This window comes from Plantactinospora sp. A48, assembly GCF_055793945.1.
Genome location: NZ_JBTIXF010000035.1, coordinates 1 through 14,942 on the forward strand (window position 1 = coordinate 1; position 14,942 = coordinate 14,942).

Consider the following 14,942-nt stretch of genomic DNA (forward strand, 5'->3'; position numbering starts at 1 on the left):
GAAGTCCGGTGCTTCCGTGGGTTTGGACTGGGGGGGTCACACCACCTCCGCCCACGCCCCCCCCACTCCCCCTCCCCCCCCCCCCCCCCCCCCCCCCCCCCCACCCCGGGGCCCAGCAGCCCCACCCCCACCCCGGGGCCCAGCAGCCACACCCCCACCCCCGGGGCCCAGCAGCCACACCCCGGACCCGCCCGGATTGGCACTCTCCTTGACGGAGTGCTAGCCACCGGAATAACCTGCGATTAGCACTCTCCGACTGAGGGTGCCAGCCCGCGGGTCAGCCCGCGAGCGACAACGCCAGGCGGACCGGCACCCGCGACGACGGACCCGCCCGGTGGACATGTGGCAGAGATTGACGCTGGTCGGTCGCCGACCGGCACAGGAACCTGATACCCCAGGAGGGTATGCCCGTGACTACCGCGACCAAGGTTGCGATCAAGCCGCTCGAGGACCGGATTCTGGTCCAGGCGAACGAGGCTGAGACGACCACGGCGTCGGGCATCGTGATCCCCGACACCGCCAAGGAGAAGCCGCAGGAGGGCACCGTCCTCGCCGTCGGCCCGGGTCGGGTCGACGACTCCGGCAACCGGATCCCGGTTGACGTCAAGGTCGGCGAGACCGTCCTCTACTCGAAGTACGGCGGCACCGAGGTCAAGTACGCCGGCGAGGAGTACCTGGTGCTCTCCGCCCGCGATGTCCTCGCAGTCATCGAGAAGTAAGAGTCGCCGGCGACGATCGCCGACCACTCCAAGCAACCTCATCCAAGTGACCAGCCCCGGACCGGCTCGCCGGGCCGGGGCTGTGTCGCCTTGAAGGGACATCAATGGCGAAGATCCTGAGCTTCTCGGACGACGCCCGGCACCTGCTGGAGCACGGTGTCAACGCTCTCGCTGACACGGTCAAGGTCACCCTCGGCCCCCGCGGGCGCAACGTCGTTCTGGACAAGAAATTCGGTGTGCCCACGATCACCAACGATGGCGTGACCATCGCCAAGGAGATCGAGCTCACCAACCCGTACGAGAACCTCGGCGCGCAGCTGGTCAAGGAGGTGGCGACCAAGACCAACGACGTCGCCGGCGACGGGACCACCACCGCGACCGTGCTGGCCCAGGCCCTGGTCCGGGAGGGCCTGCGCAACGTGGCCGCCGGGGCCAACCCGACCAGCCTCAAGCGCGGCATCGACGCGGCGGCCAACAAGGTCTCCGAGGCCCTGCTCGGCAGGGCCGTGGAGGTGGGCGGCAAGGAGTCCGTCGCGCACGTCGCGACGATCTCCGCGCAGGACGCCACCATCGGCGAGATGATCGCCGAGGCCATGGAGCGGGTCGGCCGGGACGGTGTCATCACCGTCGAGGAGGGCTCCACGCTCGCCACCGAGCTGGAGGTCACCGAGGGTCTGCAGTTCGACAAGGGCTTCATCTCGCCGAACTTCGTGACCGACACCGAGGGTCAGGAGGCGGTGCTCGACGACCCGTACATCCTGATCACGACCCAGAAGATCTCGGCGATCGAGGAGCTGCTGCCGCTGCTGGAGAAGATCCTCTCCGACAGCAAGCCGCTGCTGATCGTGGCCGAGGACGTCGAGGGTCAGGCGCTGGCCACCCTGGTGGTCAACTCGATCCGCAAGACCCTCAAGGTCTGCGCGGTCAAGGCGCCCGGGTTCGGCGACCGTCGCAAGGCCATGTTGCAGGACATGGCGATCCTCACCGGTTCCGAGCTGGTCGCCCCGGAGCTGGGCTACAAGCTGGACCAGGTGGGCCTTGAGGTGCTCGGCGGCGCGCGTCGGGTGGTGGTGGACAAGGAGAACACCACCATCATCGACGGCAAGGGCCAGAGCAGCGAGGTGGCCGACCGGGTCAGCCAGATCCGCAAGGAGATCGAGGCTTCGGACTCCGACTGGGACCGGGAGAAGCTGGCCGAGCGGCTGGCGAAGCTCTCCGGCGGCATCGCGGTGATCAAGGCCGGCGCCGCCACCGAGGTCGAGATGAAGGAGCGCAAGCACCGCATCGAGGACGCCATCTCGGCGACCAAGGCCGCGGTCGAGGAGGGTACGGTGCCCGGTGGTGGCGCCGCGCTCGCGCACATCGTCTCGGTGCTGGACGACGACCTGGGCTTGACCGGGGATGAGAAGACCGGCGTCTCCATCGTCCGTAAGGCGCTGGTCGAGCCGCTGCGGTGGATCGCCCAGAACGCGGGTCACGACGGCTACGTCGTGGTGCAGAAGGTCGTTGCCGGCGAGTGGGGCAGTGGCCTCGACGCGGCGAAGGGCGAGTACGTCGATCTGGTCGCCTCCGGCATCATCGACCCGGTGAAGGTGACCCGCAACGCGGTGCTGAACGCCGCCTCGATCGCGGGTCTGCTGCTCACCACCGAGAGCCTGGTAGTGGAGAAGCCGGCTGAGTCGGAGCCGGCCGCCGCCGGTGGCCACGGCCACGGTCACGGCCACCAGCACGGCCCGGGTTTCTGACCCGAGTTCCCGCACACCGATCCGGGGGCGGGCACCGACACCACGTCGGCGCCCGCCCCGTTCTGCGTTGATCATGAGGTTAACGGTCGATTTGATCTTCCTGGACCCCGCTAACTTCATGATCAACGGAGTGGGGCGGTGCCGGGGGGTAGTGGTTACCGAATGGTGACGTGGGTGTCGGGGTGGGGGCGGGATCGGTGAGACTGGGTCGGTGCGTAGTAGATCGCGTCTCTTCGCGGCGTTGGCCGGGGTCGCCGCCGCGGCGGTGGCGCTGGGCGCCGCCGAACCGGTGGCGGTGCTCACCGGAGCCCGGTCCGCCCCGCTGGTCGCGGTCGGCGGCGTCGTGGTGGACGCCGTACCCGCGCCGGTCAAACAGTTCGCCATCGACATCTTCGGGGTACACGACAAGCTGGCGCTGCTCACCGGCACCGCGATCCTGCTCGGCTGCTTCGCGGCGGTGATCGGGCTGCTCGCCCGGCGGCGGTTCTGGATCGGGCCGGCCGGCATCGCCGCGTTCGCGGCGCTCGGCGTGGCCGCCGCGGTGACCCGGCCCGGCGCCGGCCCGGCGGCGGCGTTGCCCACCCTGGTCGGCGCGGCCCTGGGCGTGGGCGCGCTCTGGCTGCTTCTCGCCGGGCCGCTGGAGATCCCGGTCGCTCCGGCCGAGCCGGCCGACGAGCACGCCGTCGCGGAGTGGCAGGCCGGCCGGCGGCGGTTCCTGACCGGCGCCGGCGCCGCGCTCGGCGCCGCTGTCGTCACCGGGTACGCCGGGCGTTGGCTCGCCACCCGCCGCAGCGTCTCCGCCGCCCGGGCCACCGTGCAGCTGCCCACCCCGGCCACCCCGGCCCCGCCGGTGCCGGCCGGCGCCGACCTGTCGCTGCCGCGACTCGCCCGCTACACCACGCCGAACTTCGCCTTCTACCGGATCGACACCGCGTTGGCCGTCCCGCAGGTCGATCCCGCGCAGTGGCGGCTGCGCGTCCACGGTCGGGTCCGCAACCCGCTCACGCTGGACTTCGCCCAGCTGCTGGCCCGCCCGATGGTGGAACGGGACATCACCCTGGCCTGCGTCTCCAACGAGGTCGGCGGCGACCTCATCGGCAACGCACGCTGGCTGGGGGTACGCGTCGCGGACCTGCTCGCCGAGGCCGACCCGCTGGACGGGGCCGACCAGGTGGTGGGCCGCTCGGTCGACGGTTGGACCTGCGGCACCCCGACCTCGGTGCTGCTGGACGGCCGGGACGCGCTGCTGGCCGTCGGGATGAACGGCGAGCCGCTGCCGATCGAGCACGGCTTCCCGGTCCGGATGGTGGTGCCCGGCCTGTACGGCTACGTGTCGGCGTGCAAGTGGGTGACCGAGCTGGAACTCACCTCGTTCGCCGACTTCGACGCCTACTGGGTACCCCGGGGCTGGTCGGCGCAGGGACCCATCAAGACGCAGTCCCGGATCGACACCCCGCGCCAGCGTGACCGGTTGACCGCCGGGACGATCCCGGTCGCGGGCGTGGCCTGGGCGCAGCACCGGGGCATCCGGGCGGTCGAGGTCCGCGTCGACAACGGCCCGTGGCAATCCGCGACGCTGGCCCCGACCGTCTCGGCGGACACCTGGGTGCAGTGGATGTGGCAGTGGCCGGCGACGCCGGGCGAGCACACCCTTCAGGTGCGGGCCACGGACGCGACCGGCGAGGTGCAGACCGGGGAGCCGGCGCCGGTGGCCCCGAACGGCGCCACCGGCTGGCACACGGTCTCGGTCACGGTCCGCTGAGCCTCGGCCACGGTCTGCTGAACCCGGTCATGGTGCGCTGATTCCCGGTCACGGTCCGCTGACAGGCTTCGGGCGCGGTTCCCGGGATCCCAGGAACCGCGCCCGAACGATGTCGACGGGTGCGGCTCAGGCGGCGGGCGCCTGGCGCTGCGCGGGGACGGTGCTCTTGTGCGGCCGGCCGAGGCGCGCCTCCAGCCGGGCGATGTCGACCCGGTTGCGGCGGCGGTCGGCGAGGTCCTCCCAACCCACGGCGAGCAGCCGGAGCCGTTCGGACTCGCTGAACCCGCCCCACACACCGTACGGCTCACGTACCGACAGGGCGTGTGCGGCGCACTCCGCACGGACCGGGCAGGCGGCGCAGACAGCCTTGGCGCTCATCTCCCGACGGTTGCGGGAGGACCCGCGTTCCCCGTCGGGATGGAAGAACTGGGCACTGTCGCGGCCTCGGCAGGCACCGAGCCGCTGCCATTCCCAGAGATCGACGATGGGTCCGGGCAATCTGCGAACGTTCGACATCAGCCCCCTCCTCCCGCGCGGCACCGCGATGACCGTCCACCAGCAGGTGCGGATCCGGGCGGCGGGCCGCGCAGGCGCTCCGGTTTCCGACCTGACCATCGCGATACCCCATGCGCGTCCAACTCACACGTCGGACGATCAAAAACCCGCAGCCGTTCGCGTCGACCGGTTTGCCGGTCGGCCCGCGGTGACCCCGCCGTCACAGTGGGTCCTCCGGCGGTACGCCGGACCGGGCGTCTCTCGGGCGGTGGCCCGGCAGCATTCCGGGCCGGTGGCGCGCCGGACCCTCGGGCGAACCGCCCGGTGAAGGCTCCCCCCCGAAGTGGGCGCGTCGTCGGTGCCGGCACCGGCGGACCGGACCCGCGCCGGCAGACGGAACGAACGACGCGGCTCGGCTGAACGGCCGGATCCGGGCAGAAACTTCGCTCGTTCTACTGCGGAAACTCGTCATGATCACTGCTTGTCGTGTTCTCCTCACTGAGGAAGGAGGCCACTCGTGCGTACCGTCCTGGTTTGTGTCCGGACCCCGCTCGCGGCGCAGAACGTCGCCGCGGCCGCGGCCCGCCTCGGGTTGGGTGCCGCCGTCCGGACCGCCGTCTCGGGCCCGGAGGTGATGCTGCGGCTCGCGGAGCGGCCCGCCGACGTGGTGCTGGCGGATACCGCCCTGACCCGTCCGGACAGCGCCGGCTTCACCCGGCGGGTGCTGGCCCGGTCACCGGGCGCCGCGGTGGTGTTGTTCGGTTCGGAGGAGCCGGGGGTGGCGGCGGCGGCCATCGCGGCCGGCGCCCGTGGGCTGGTCTCCGCCGGCGACCAGGACCTGGTGGGTGCCGTGGCCAAGGCGATGCTGCTGCTCAGCGTGCCCGGTCGGGGTGGCCGGGCGGCCCCGCCGCGTCCCGGTGGTGCGTTGCCCGGTGCGGCCCGGGTCGCACCGGACGGCGCGGCGGGCACCGCGCATCCCGGCGATCCGGGCGCGCATCCCGGTGCCCGGATCACCGGCCCGGCCACCACCGGAAGGTTGACCGGCAACCTGCCCGACGCCACCCGGCCGGCCGGCCACGGCCGACCGGCGACCGACGCCGAGACGGCCGCCGGCACCCATCCCGACCACTCCGGGCCGACGGTGGTACCGGTGCAACGGGGCGAGGACGGTCCGGACGGGCGGGGCGCCGACGACGATCCGGGCGCGGACGACGCGCGCGTCGGCAACACGCCGCCGGAGGCCCGCTACGGCCGGGCCCGCCGGGGCGAGGGCAACGCCAGCCACTCTCGGGGGCCGGCCCGCCGGGTGACACTCACCGAACGGGAGATGCAGGTGCTGATCGGCATGGCCGACGGCAAGAGCAACGCGGAGATCGGTCGGGAACTGTTCGTCTCCGAGGACACCGTCAAGACGCACGCCCGGCGCCTGTTCCGCAAGCTCGGTGCCCGGGACCGGGCCCACGCGGTGGCGGCCGGGTTCCGCGCCGGCCTGGTGGCCTGACCAGCGTCGGTTGGGCCTGACCGGCGTCAGCTGGCCTCTTCCTCGGCCTCGCTGAGCGTGTCGTGTACGCCGTCGGCGTAACCGCGGGCGTACTCCCAGGTCACGTAGTGGTCCGGATCCGGATCGTAGGCCGGTTCGTGCACCCGGGGCCGCCCCGAGTCGAGCAGGTGGCGCAGGTTGCCGCGCAGCAGGTCCCAGTCGAAGTAGTGCGGCTCCCGGCAGTCCTCACACTCGATCACGAGTCCACGAACCCCCGTGGGGCCGAGTAATGCCTGGTAGACCTCGAGGTCCGCGAGGTCCTCCAACACGTCCTGCCGCTCGATCTCGGTCAGCGGATCGAGCGCGCCGTCGTCGACCGGGTCGTCAAGGCCCGCGGCGGGGTCGGCCGGGTCGCCGTTGAACGGGTCGATGGGCTCGTCGTGCACCCCTCCACCGTAGCTGCATTGACGGCCGCCCCGCTCGCCCCGCGGCGGCCCGGTGGGACGGTTCGGTGTCGGTCCGCCCGGCGATCCGGCGCCGGGTCGGTGAGCGGTCCGGTGAGCGGTCCGGGCGGTCTGGGTACGATGAACCCCAACGCGACCTCCGGTCGCCGCGAATCCAGCGCGCCCCCGGCCTTCGGCCGGCGAGCCGGCGACGTGTCCGCGCCGTCGGACGCTCCGGCGCGTGGGAACCCAGGCACCGTCGACCAGCTTCAGGGGACAACTCGTGGACAACTCACCGCAGGGCGACGACCACCGGCAGATCGGTGGCCAGGTGCCCGAGCTTCCGGCCGGCTCCGCGCGGGTGGTGCCGCTGGGTCTGACGTTCGACGACGTACTGCTGCAACCCGGTGAGTCGGATGTGGTGCCCAGCCGGGTCAACACCGTTACCCGGCTCAGTCGTGGCGTCGAACTCACCATCCCGCTGGTCTCCAGCCCGATGGACACCGTGACCGAGGCCCGGATGGCGATCGCGATGGCCCGCCAGGGCGGCATCGGCGTGCTGCACCGCAACCTGTCGGAGGAGGACCAGGCGATCCAGGTGGATCTGGTCAAGCGCTCCGAGTCGGGCATGATCACCAACCCGGTGACCGCCAGCCCCGACGACACGCTGCGCGAGGTCGACGACCTGTGCGGCAAGTACCGGATCTCCGGCGTTCCGGTGGTGGACCGCGACGGCCAGCTCGTGGGCATCGTCACCAACCGCGACATGCGGTTCGTCACCGACCCGGCCACCCCGGTACACGAGATCATGACCCGGATGCCGCTGGTCACCGCGTCGGTGGGGGTCACCAAGGACGCGGCGCTGGAGCTGCTCCGCCAGCACAAGGTGGAGAAGCTGCCGCTGGTGGACGAGGCGGGCCGGCTGCGCGGGTTGATCACGGTCAAGGACTTCACCAAGAGCGAGCAGTACCCGCTGGCCACCAAGGACGGCGCGGGCCGGCTTCGGGTGGCCGCCGCGGTCGGGGTCGGCGACGAGTCGTACAAGCGGGCCCGCACCCTGGTCGACGCCGGGGTGGACGTGCTGATCGTGGACACCGCGCACGGGCACCAGCGGGCGGTGCTGGACATGGTCCGGGCGCTCAAGCGGGACACCGCCGTGGACGTCATCGGCGGCAACGTGGCGACGTACGCGGGCGCGAAGGCCCTGGTCGACGCCGGCGCCGACGGGGTCAAGGTGGGGGTCGGGCCGGGCGCGATCTGCACCACCCGGGTCGTCGCCGGGGTCGGTGTGCCGCAGATCACCGCGATCATGGAGGCCTCCCGGGCCTGCCGGCCGGCCGGAGTGCCGGTGATCGGCGACGGTGGCATCCAGTACTCGGGGGACATCGCCAAGGCGATGGTGGCCGGTGCCGACACGGTGATGCTGGGCAGCCTCCTCGCCGGCTGCGAGGAGAGCCCGGGTGAGCTGATGTTCATCAACGGCAAGCAGTTCAAGGCGTACCGCGGGATGGGGTCGCTCGGTGCGATGCAGTCCCGGGGACAGGCCCGGTCGTACTCCAAGGACCGCTACTTCCAGCAGGACGTGTCCAACGAGGAGAAGCTGGTACCGGAGGGCGTCGAGGGGCAGGTACCCTACCGCGGCCCGCTGTCCCGGGTCGCCCACCAGCTCGTCGGCGGGTTGCGGTTGGCCATGGGGTACGCGGGCGCGGAAACCGTTCCCGACCTGCACCGGCGTGGCCAGTTGATCCGGATCACGGCGGCCGGCCTCAAGGAGAGCCACCCGCACGACATCCAGATGACCGTCGAGGCACCCAACTACCACAGCCGGTAGAGACTCTCGGGAAACCCCGCCGGTCGCCGCGGGGTTCCCGACTCTCCCGGTCCCACCGCCCGGCCGCGAAGACGAGGCGCCGGCCACCCCTTCGATGAGTGGAGTTCCCCATGCGTGACGTGGTCGAGATCGGACTGGGTAAGACGGCGCAGCGCGGCTACCACCTGGACGACATCGCCATCGTGCCCAGCCGCCGGACCCGGGACGTCGACGACGTGAGCACGGCCTGGCAGCTCGACGCCTACGAGTTCGCCATCCCGTGCCTCGGCCACCCCTCGGACGCCACCATGAGCCCGGCGTCGGCGGCCACGCTGAGCCGGCTCGGTGGCCTCGGCGTGCTCAACGTCGAAGGGCTGTGGACCCGCTACGAGGACCCGACCAAGCTCTTCGAGGAGCTGGCCGCGCTCGGTGAGGACGCCCGCACCACCCGGCGCCTCCAGGAGATCTACGCCGAGCCGATCCGGCCCGAGCTGATCGCCGAGCGGGTCCGGGAACTGCGTACCGACGGCGGCACGGTGGCGGTGCGGGTGTCACCGCAGCACACCCTGACGCTGGCGCCGGTGATCCTGGACGCCGGCGTCGACATCCTGGTCATCCAGGGCACGCTGGTCTCCGCCGAGCACGTCTCCACCACCGACGAGCCGCTGAACCTCAAGGAGTTCATCGCCGACCTGGACCTGCCGGTGGTGGCCGGCGGCTGCACCGACTACAAGACCGCGCTGCACCTGATGCGTACCGGAGCGGCCGGCGTGATCGTCGGGGTCGGCGGTGACGAGTGGTCCACCACCGAGTCGGTGCTGGGGATCCGGGTGCCGATGGCCACCGCCATCGCCGACGCCGCGGCGGCCCGCCGGGACTACCTGGACGAGACGGGCGGCCGGTACGTCCACCTGATCGCCGACGGTGACCTGCGGACCTCGGGGGACATCGCCAAGGCGCTCGGCTGCGGCGCCGACGCCGTGATGCTGGGCGAACCGCTGTCGCTGGCCGCCGAGGCGCCGGCCGGGGGTGCCTGGTGGCACTCGGCCGCCAGCCACCCCTCGCTGCCCCGAGGCGCCTTCGGGGTGGCGCACGAGCCGGTCGGGGACATGGAGAAGCTGCTGTTCGGCCCCGCCGACCAGCCGGACGGCCGGCTCAACCTGTTCGGTGGCCTGCGCCGGGCGATGGCCAAGTGCGGGTACCGGGACCTCAAGGAGTTCCAGCGGGTCGGGCTGGTTCTGGACCGCTGAGCACGAACCGCTGAGCACGATGCGTACCGTTGCCGCGGCCGGGCTCGTCCTGCTCGTCGGTGTGGCGGGTTGTGGCGACCGGCCGGTCAAGCCGGCCCGGTCGGCCGCCGCCGCCGCGAGCTTCGGGCCCGGCGCCGCTGGACTCGGCGACGCCTACTTCCCGTCGTACGGCAACGGCGGGTACGACGTGGCGAGCTATGCGCTCAAGGTCCGGTACGACCCGGGCAGCAAGCGGCTGACCGGCGTGGCCACCATCACCGCGACCGCCACCGCGCCGCTGTCCCGGTTCAACCTCGACCTCGTCGGCCTGACCGTGGAGTCGACAACGGTGAACGGGACGCCCGCGACCAGCGCCCGGGACGGCAACGAGCTGGTGATCACCCCGTCCGCCGGGCTGGCCAGGGACAGCCGGTTCACCACGGAGATCCGCTACTCGGGGGTGCCCGCCCCGATCCGCAGTCCGGAGCTCGGCGACAACGGCTTCCTGTCCACCTCCGACGGCGCGATCGCGCTCGGCGAGCCCGAATCGGCCAGCACCTGGTTTCCGGTCAACGACCACCCGCTGGACAAGGCGACGTACGAGATCGAGGCGACCGTGCCCGACGGCCTGGTGGCGTTGAGCAACGGGGTGCCCGGTGGCAGCGCCCCGGCCGGCGCCGGCTGGACCACCTGGCGCTGGTCGGAGCGGGCCCCGATGGCCAGCTACCTGTCCACCCTGGTGATCGGCAGGTACCGGGTGAGCCGGACCACCCACGCCGGCCGTCCGATGGTCATCGCCGTACCGGAAGGTCAGCCCGCCGACGGGCCCGCGGCCCGTTCGCTGGCCGCCACCGGCCGGATCATCGACTTTCTGGGCAGCCAGTTCGGTCCGTACCCGTTCGACTCGTACGGCGGGATCGTGGTGACCGACGACCGGATCCGGTACGCGCTGGAGACCCAGTCCCGGCCGGTGTACGGCAAAGCCTTCTTCACCCGGGTGAACGAGGGCGTGGTCGCGCACGAGCTGGCGCACCAGTGGTTCGGGGACAGCGTCTCGGTGGCCCGGTGGAGCGACATCTGGCTCAACGAGGGCTTCGCCAGCTACGCCGAGTGGCTGTGGGCGGAGCACACCGGTGAGCGGACCGTCCGGCAGAGCTTCACCGCCCAGTACGCCAAGACCGACTGGACCAGGCCGACGCTGGATCCCGGGCGCAAGGACATGTTCGGGCCGGGGGTCTACCAGCGCGGCGCCCTGGTCGTACACGCGCTGCGGCTGACCGTCGGGGATGAGAAGTTCTTCGCGATCCTGCGCGCCTGGACGACCGAACGCCGCAACGGCAACGGAACCACGGCGGATTTCCGGGCGCTCGCCGAGCGGATCTCCGGTAAGTCGCTGGACCGCTTCTTCACCGACTGGCTGACCGGAAGGTCCGCGCCCCCCATCCCGGGCTGAGGCCGCCCCTCCCGGGCTGGGCTCGCCACCCGCCCCGAACAGTCGTGGTGAGCGGGTGACGATGGCCCGGGTCAGGCTGGGGCGAGGAGGCAGAACTCGTTGCCTTCCGGGTCGGCGAGGACCGTCCACGGGACCTCGTTCGGGCTCAGGTCGATGTCGGTGGCGCCGAGAGCCCGCAACCTGGCCGCCTCGGCCTCCGGGTCGTCACCCGGGTACGGCCGGATGTCGAGATGGACGCGGTTCCACCCGGATTTCACGTCGGGGGTGCGGAGGAACTGCAGGTACGGGCCGACGCCCCTGGCGGAGCGCAGCACCGCGTTGTCGTCGGTCACCTTGTGCACGGTCCAGTCCATGGCTTCGCCCCAGAAGCGGACCATGGCTCGCGGATCCGCGCAGTCGACCACCACCGAGGCGATCGGTCCGGTGTCCTGGATCGGGTCGTGCCAGTCCAGCACGCAGAACTCGTTGCCCTCCGGATCGGCCATTACCGTCCAGGGGACATCACCCTGGCCGATGTCGGCGCGTGTCGCGCCGAGATCCATCAGCCGGGTGACCAGTTCGGCCTGATGTGCCGCCGAGGTGGTGGCGAGGTCGACGTGTACCCGGTTCTTCACCGTCTTCGGTTCCGGAGAGACGACGAGGTCGAGGCAGACGGCGACGGGGTCGGGGTAGACGAAGCCCACGGGTTCGAGGTTGGTCACGCCGGGTCCCTCGCTGGAGACCTCCCAGCCGAGCACCTCCGCCCAGAAACCGCCCAGGGCGGAGTCGTCGTGAGCCTTCATGTTGATCTGAACGAGCCGCGTTGCCATGCTGACGATGCTAGGGCCTGCGTCGAGTGGCGGTGGACCCGAACTGGCAGGTCAGCGGCGGTCCCCCTGGACCGGTCGCATCGTCCGGGCGTGACCGGGTCGGTCGCCGAAGACCGGTTTGCGGAAGATCTGTTCGAATCGGTCTTGAAAGCGAATTCCCTGATCAGGTAATTCGAATATCGACGGCTGTCGCGAGGGTGACATCTCGCTTGTCCCGCTACGGTTCACCCCGAAGACTGGCCATTGTCGACACCTGTCCCGGCCGCGGTCCTGGAAGATCGGGCGCCGCGGATCAATTTTGAGTCGCCGGTAATGACCTTTGTCGACGGGCAGCGGGTACCGAACCCGTACCGGAACTGGGGAGGGTAAAGGATGTCGCGTAAGCGCATCACAGTGCTGACCGCGTGTGCGGTCATCGCCGGACTGACGCTGTCGAGCCCGGCGAACGCCGCGCCCACTACGGCGGCCGAGACGGCCGCCAGGAATGCCGGATCGTCCCGGGCCGCGGCCCTCGCCGGTGGGCGGGCCGAGCAGTACTGGACCCCCGAGCGGATGGCCGCCGCGACGCCGGTCGACACCCCGGCGGCGCCGTCCACGACCCCGGCCGTACTGCCGCGCAGCGGTGGCGGGCACGTCAAGCTGGACGGTGTGAGCCCGGTCGGTGCCACCGTTCTCGACGCGAGCATCCACACCATGTCCGGCCGGGTCTTCTTCGTCGACGACCACGGCGAGAACCACTCGTGTTCGGGCAGTACGGTCAACAGCAACGGCAAGCGGCTGGTGTTCACCGCCGGGCACTGCGTACACGGTGGCGGGTCGGGCCGGGGCTGGTTCGACGTCAACCGCTGGGCCTTCGTCCCCGACTACCACGGCGGCTCGCCGTACGGCACCTGGAACGCCTACCAGCTGTGGACCAAGAACGGCTGGATCAACGACGGAAACCGCGCGTACGACGTCGCCGCAGTTGTCATGCAGAACAAGAATGGTCAACGAATCGTGGACGCGGTCGGTGGCCAGGGAATCGAATGGAACTACGGCTACGGCCGGTACGAGTACATGTTCGGCTATCCCGCCGACCCACCGTTCAACGGTAGCGGCCTGTACTACTGTTACGGCACCACGAGCAACGACGGCGGTTTCCCGATGTTGGGGTGCAACATGACCGGCGGTGCGAGCGGTGGTCCGTGGCTCGACAATTACGGCGCCACCTTCTGGGCCTATCTGAACGGCGTCAACAGCTGGATGTTCTGGCACAACAACGATCGCACCCAGGTCTACAAGTGGCAGAGCCCGTACTTCAGCGACGACACGGCCGGCAGCCTCTTCAACACGGTGCAGAACATGTAGCGTCCCACCACCGACCGGGCCGGGGCTGACCACGCCCCGGCCCACCCGGTCGCCGGGGCGGCGGGAACGAGCGGCCGGCGCGGTGCGTCCAAGAGTCGCGGTGCGTCCAAGGCAGGCCGGTCCGGAACAGTCCTGGGGTACGCGAGACGGTCGTGAGGCGCGAGGAGGTCCCGATGCGGCGCCGATGGGTGGTGGTGGGTCTGCTGGCCCTGGTCGTCGCCGTCGGCGTGCCGGTGGCGGTGCGGCTGCTCGCCGTGCGTTCCGACCCGGCCGGGGGGTGCCCGGCCGCGGGTGGGAACGCGGCCGGGCCGGTCAGCACCTCGATCGCGGTCGGGCCGACCGGCACCTCAACCGCGGGAAGCGACTACTGGACCCCGGAACGGATGCGCTCGGCGCGAGGCGCCCCACAGCCGGACGGAACCACCAGCCCAAGCTGCTGAGACCCGGCACCACCAGCCCAGGCTGCTGACCCGGAACCGCCAAGCCCGACGGCTGAGGCACCGGTGGCTCAGCGATGGCTCACCAGCTTCGGGTGGGCGGCCAGGAACTTGTCCACCTGGCCGGTCCGCAGCGCGGTCAGGAACTTTCCGGCGATCGGTTCCAGCTCCTCGCCCCGGTACCCGCTGCCGCTGCCCACGCCGTGCCCGGGCAGGTCCACCAGGGTGATGGCGTCGGTCGGCAGGCTGCCGAGCGCGCCGGCGAAGTCGACGATCCGCTGACCGCCGTCGACGTACGTGAGGGTGTTGCCCAGGGCCTTGACGACCTGACCCAGCCGGTCCGGGTCGCGGGCCAGGCCCGCGTCGAGCACCTTGCCGATGATGGCCCGGATGAGTTGCTGCTGGTGGCGTTGCCGGGTGTAGTCGCCGCCCGCCGTGTACCGCTGCCGTGCGTAGTCCAGCGCCTGCCAGCCCACCAGGTGCCGGCGGCCGGGCTGGTACACCATCTGCGGACCGACATAGTGCGTACCGACCCGGGTCCGCATCCGGCCGTCGGGCCTGCGGTGGATCGACGCGACCCGCTGGTCGATGGTCAGGTCGACGCCGCCGACGGCGTCCACCAGCCGGGTCAGTCCGCCGAACGTGAGCACGGCACCCGCGTCGATCCGGGGGAGCCCGGTGTACCGGCGCACCGTGGTCGACAGCAGGTCGTAGCCCTGCCGGACGTCCGGCTTCTCGGGCTTGCCGGGCACCCGGCTGCCGTAGCTCATCGCGTGGGTCAGCTTGGTGTGTTCCCCCGGAAACTTGGCCTTGGGGAACGCCGGGATGTTCACCACGAGGTCGCGGGGGAGCGAGAAGAGGTAGGCGTGGTCCAGGCTGGGTGGCAGCCACATGACGAGTACGGCGTCCGAGTGCGGCACCCAGCCGGGCACGCTGACCCGGGTGTCCACCCCGGCCAGCAGGATGGTGAGCGGCCCGGTGATCCCGGCGCCGAGCGCGGGGGTCGGGCTCGGGCTCGGGCTGGCGGACAGCGTCGGACTGGGCGCCGGGGTCGAGGGGCCGGCGGCCGGCCGGCGGCCGTGCCCGCAGCCGCCGAGGCCGGGCGCGGCCAGCACGGTCACCAGCAACGCCGCGGTGGTCCGTCGCGGTCCGTTCCGCCACCAACTCGCCATGCCGACCACCTTCGACGTCGTCCGACCGGATCCACGGGCTC

At 71.5% G+C, this 14,942-nt stretch carries 13 protein-coding genes; 9 read left to right on the plus strand and 4 right to left on the minus strand.

What is annotated here, in order from left to right:
• Positions 1 to 404 precede the first annotated feature (404 nt).
• The 3 genes from groES (at position 405) to ACXN5W_RS18555 (ending at position 4,226) form a co-directional block, all read left to right on the plus strand.
• Positions 405 to 719: a co-chaperone GroES gene (gene groES / locus ACXN5W_RS18545; protein WP_473159575.1), complete on the plus strand. Its 315-nt coding sequence runs from the start codon at positions 405 to 407 to the stop codon at positions 717 to 719.
• A gap of 104 nt (positions 720 to 823) precedes the next feature.
• Positions 824 to 2,464 (plus strand): chaperonin GroEL, encoded by a 1,641-nt coding sequence (gene groL / locus ACXN5W_RS18550; protein ID WP_473159576.1) that lies wholly within the window; start codon positions 824 to 826, stop codon positions 2,462 to 2,464.
• Between the two features lie 211 nt (positions 2,465 to 2,675).
• Entirely contained in the window at positions 2,676 to 4,226 is a 1,551-nt protein-coding gene (locus tag ACXN5W_RS18555; RefSeq protein ID WP_473159577.1) for a molybdopterin-dependent oxidoreductase, read from the plus strand.
• Between the two features lie 126 nt (positions 4,227 to 4,352).
• Here the strand turns inward: ACXN5W_RS18555 and ACXN5W_RS18560 are convergent, their stop codons facing one another.
• Positions 4,353 to 4,742, minus strand: coding sequence for a WhiB family transcriptional regulator (locus tag ACXN5W_RS18560; RefSeq protein ID WP_473159578.1), 390 nt, complete (start codon positions 4,740 to 4,742; stop codon positions 4,353 to 4,355).
• Between the two features lie 496 nt (positions 4,743 to 5,238).
• On the opposite strand from ACXN5W_RS18560, the gene ACXN5W_RS18565 reads away from it, so the two are divergent.
• Entirely contained in the window at positions 5,239 to 6,222 is a 984-nt protein-coding gene (locus ACXN5W_RS18565) for a LuxR C-terminal-related transcriptional regulator (RefSeq protein ID WP_473159579.1), read from the plus strand.
• A gap of 26 nt (positions 6,223 to 6,248) precedes the next feature.
• Here the strand turns inward: ACXN5W_RS18565 and ACXN5W_RS18570 are convergent, their stop codons facing one another.
• Complete coding sequence (locus ACXN5W_RS18570) at positions 6,249 to 6,647, minus strand: DUF5319 domain-containing protein (RefSeq protein ID WP_473159580.1); 399 nt, start codon at positions 6,645 to 6,647, stop codon at positions 6,249 to 6,251.
• Between the two features lie 280 nt (positions 6,648 to 6,927).
• On the opposite strand from ACXN5W_RS18570, the gene guaB reads away from it, so the two are divergent.
• The 3 genes from guaB to ACXN5W_RS18585 all read left to right on the plus strand — a co-directional run bounded on the left by guaB (position 6,928) and on the right by ACXN5W_RS18585 (position 11,136).
• Positions 6,928 to 8,475: an IMP dehydrogenase gene (guaB, locus tag ACXN5W_RS18575; RefSeq protein ID WP_473159624.1), complete on the plus strand. Its 1,548-nt coding sequence runs from the start codon at positions 6,928 to 6,930 to the stop codon at positions 8,473 to 8,475.
• A gap of 110 nt (positions 8,476 to 8,585) precedes the next feature.
• Positions 8,586 to 9,704: a GuaB3 family IMP dehydrogenase-related protein gene (locus tag ACXN5W_RS18580; protein WP_473159581.1), complete on the plus strand. Its 1,119-nt coding sequence runs from the start codon at positions 8,586 to 8,588 to the stop codon at positions 9,702 to 9,704.
• Positions 9,705 to 9,723: 19 nt separating this feature from the next.
• On the plus strand, positions 9,724 to 11,136 hold the full coding sequence (locus ACXN5W_RS18585) for a M1 family metallopeptidase (RefSeq protein ID WP_473159582.1): 1,413 nt from the start codon (positions 9,724 to 9,726) through the stop codon (positions 11,134 to 11,136).
• 71 nt (positions 11,137 to 11,207) lie between these two features.
• Here ACXN5W_RS18585 and ACXN5W_RS18590 read toward each other — a convergent pair whose 3' ends face one another.
• The gene (locus tag ACXN5W_RS18590; protein WP_473159583.1) at positions 11,208 to 11,945 is read right to left on the minus strand and encodes a VOC family protein; all 738 of its coding nucleotides are present in this window, start codon (positions 11,943 to 11,945) and stop codon (positions 11,208 to 11,210) included.
• 372 nt (positions 11,946 to 12,317) lie between these two features.
• Between ACXN5W_RS18590 and ACXN5W_RS18595 the strand changes: the two genes are divergently transcribed.
• Both ACXN5W_RS18595 and ACXN5W_RS18600 read left to right on the plus strand, forming a co-directional pair.
• Complete coding sequence (locus tag ACXN5W_RS18595; RefSeq protein WP_473159584.1) at positions 12,318 to 13,292, plus strand: trypsin-like serine peptidase; 975 nt, start codon at positions 12,318 to 12,320, stop codon at positions 13,290 to 13,292.
• A gap of 173 nt (positions 13,293 to 13,465) precedes the next feature.
• Complete coding sequence (locus ACXN5W_RS18600; protein WP_473159585.1) at positions 13,466 to 13,732, plus strand: hypothetical protein; 267 nt, start codon at positions 13,466 to 13,468, stop codon at positions 13,730 to 13,732.
• 68 nt (positions 13,733 to 13,800) lie between these two features.
• On the opposite strand, the gene ACXN5W_RS18605 is transcribed toward ACXN5W_RS18600, so the two are convergent.
• Positions 13,801 to 14,901: an LCP family protein gene (locus ACXN5W_RS18605; RefSeq protein ID WP_473159586.1), complete on the minus strand. Its 1,101-nt coding sequence runs from the start codon at positions 14,899 to 14,901 to the stop codon at positions 13,801 to 13,803.
• Positions 14,902 to 14,942 lie beyond the last annotated feature (41 nt).

Excerpts from the sequence above, each read along its gene's own strand:
- groES (WP_473159575.1), top strand. The coding sequence starts at position 405 with ATGCCCGTGACTACCGCGACCAAGGTTGCGATCAAGCCGCTCGAGGAC.
- ACXN5W_RS18585 (WP_473159582.1), top strand. The coding sequence starts at position 9,724 with ATGCGTACCGTTGCCGCGGCCGGGCTCGTCCTGCTCGTCGGTGTGGCG.
- ACXN5W_RS18600 (WP_473159585.1), top strand. The coding sequence starts at position 13,466 with ATGCGGCGCCGATGGGTGGTGGTGGGTCTGCTGGCCCTGGTCGTCGCC.
- ACXN5W_RS18590 (WP_473159583.1), bottom strand. The coding sequence starts at position 11,945 with ATGGCAACGCGGCTCGTTCAGATCAACATGAAGGCTCACGACGACTCC.
- ACXN5W_RS18580 (WP_473159581.1), top strand. The coding sequence starts at position 8,586 with ATGCGTGACGTGGTCGAGATCGGACTGGGTAAGACGGCGCAGCGCGGC.
- ACXN5W_RS18595 (WP_473159584.1), top strand. The coding sequence starts at position 12,318 with ATGTCGCGTAAGCGCATCACAGTGCTGACCGCGTGTGCGGTCATCGCC.
- ACXN5W_RS18560 (WP_473159578.1), bottom strand. The coding sequence starts at position 4,742 with ATGTCGAACGTTCGCAGATTGCCCGGACCCATCGTCGATCTCTGGGAA.
- ACXN5W_RS18605 (WP_473159586.1), bottom strand. The coding sequence starts at position 14,901 with ATGGCGAGTTGGTGGCGGAACGGACCGCGACGGACCACCGCGGCGTTG.
- groL (WP_473159576.1), top strand. The coding sequence starts at position 824 with ATGGCGAAGATCCTGAGCTTCTCGGACGACGCCCGGCACCTGCTGGAG.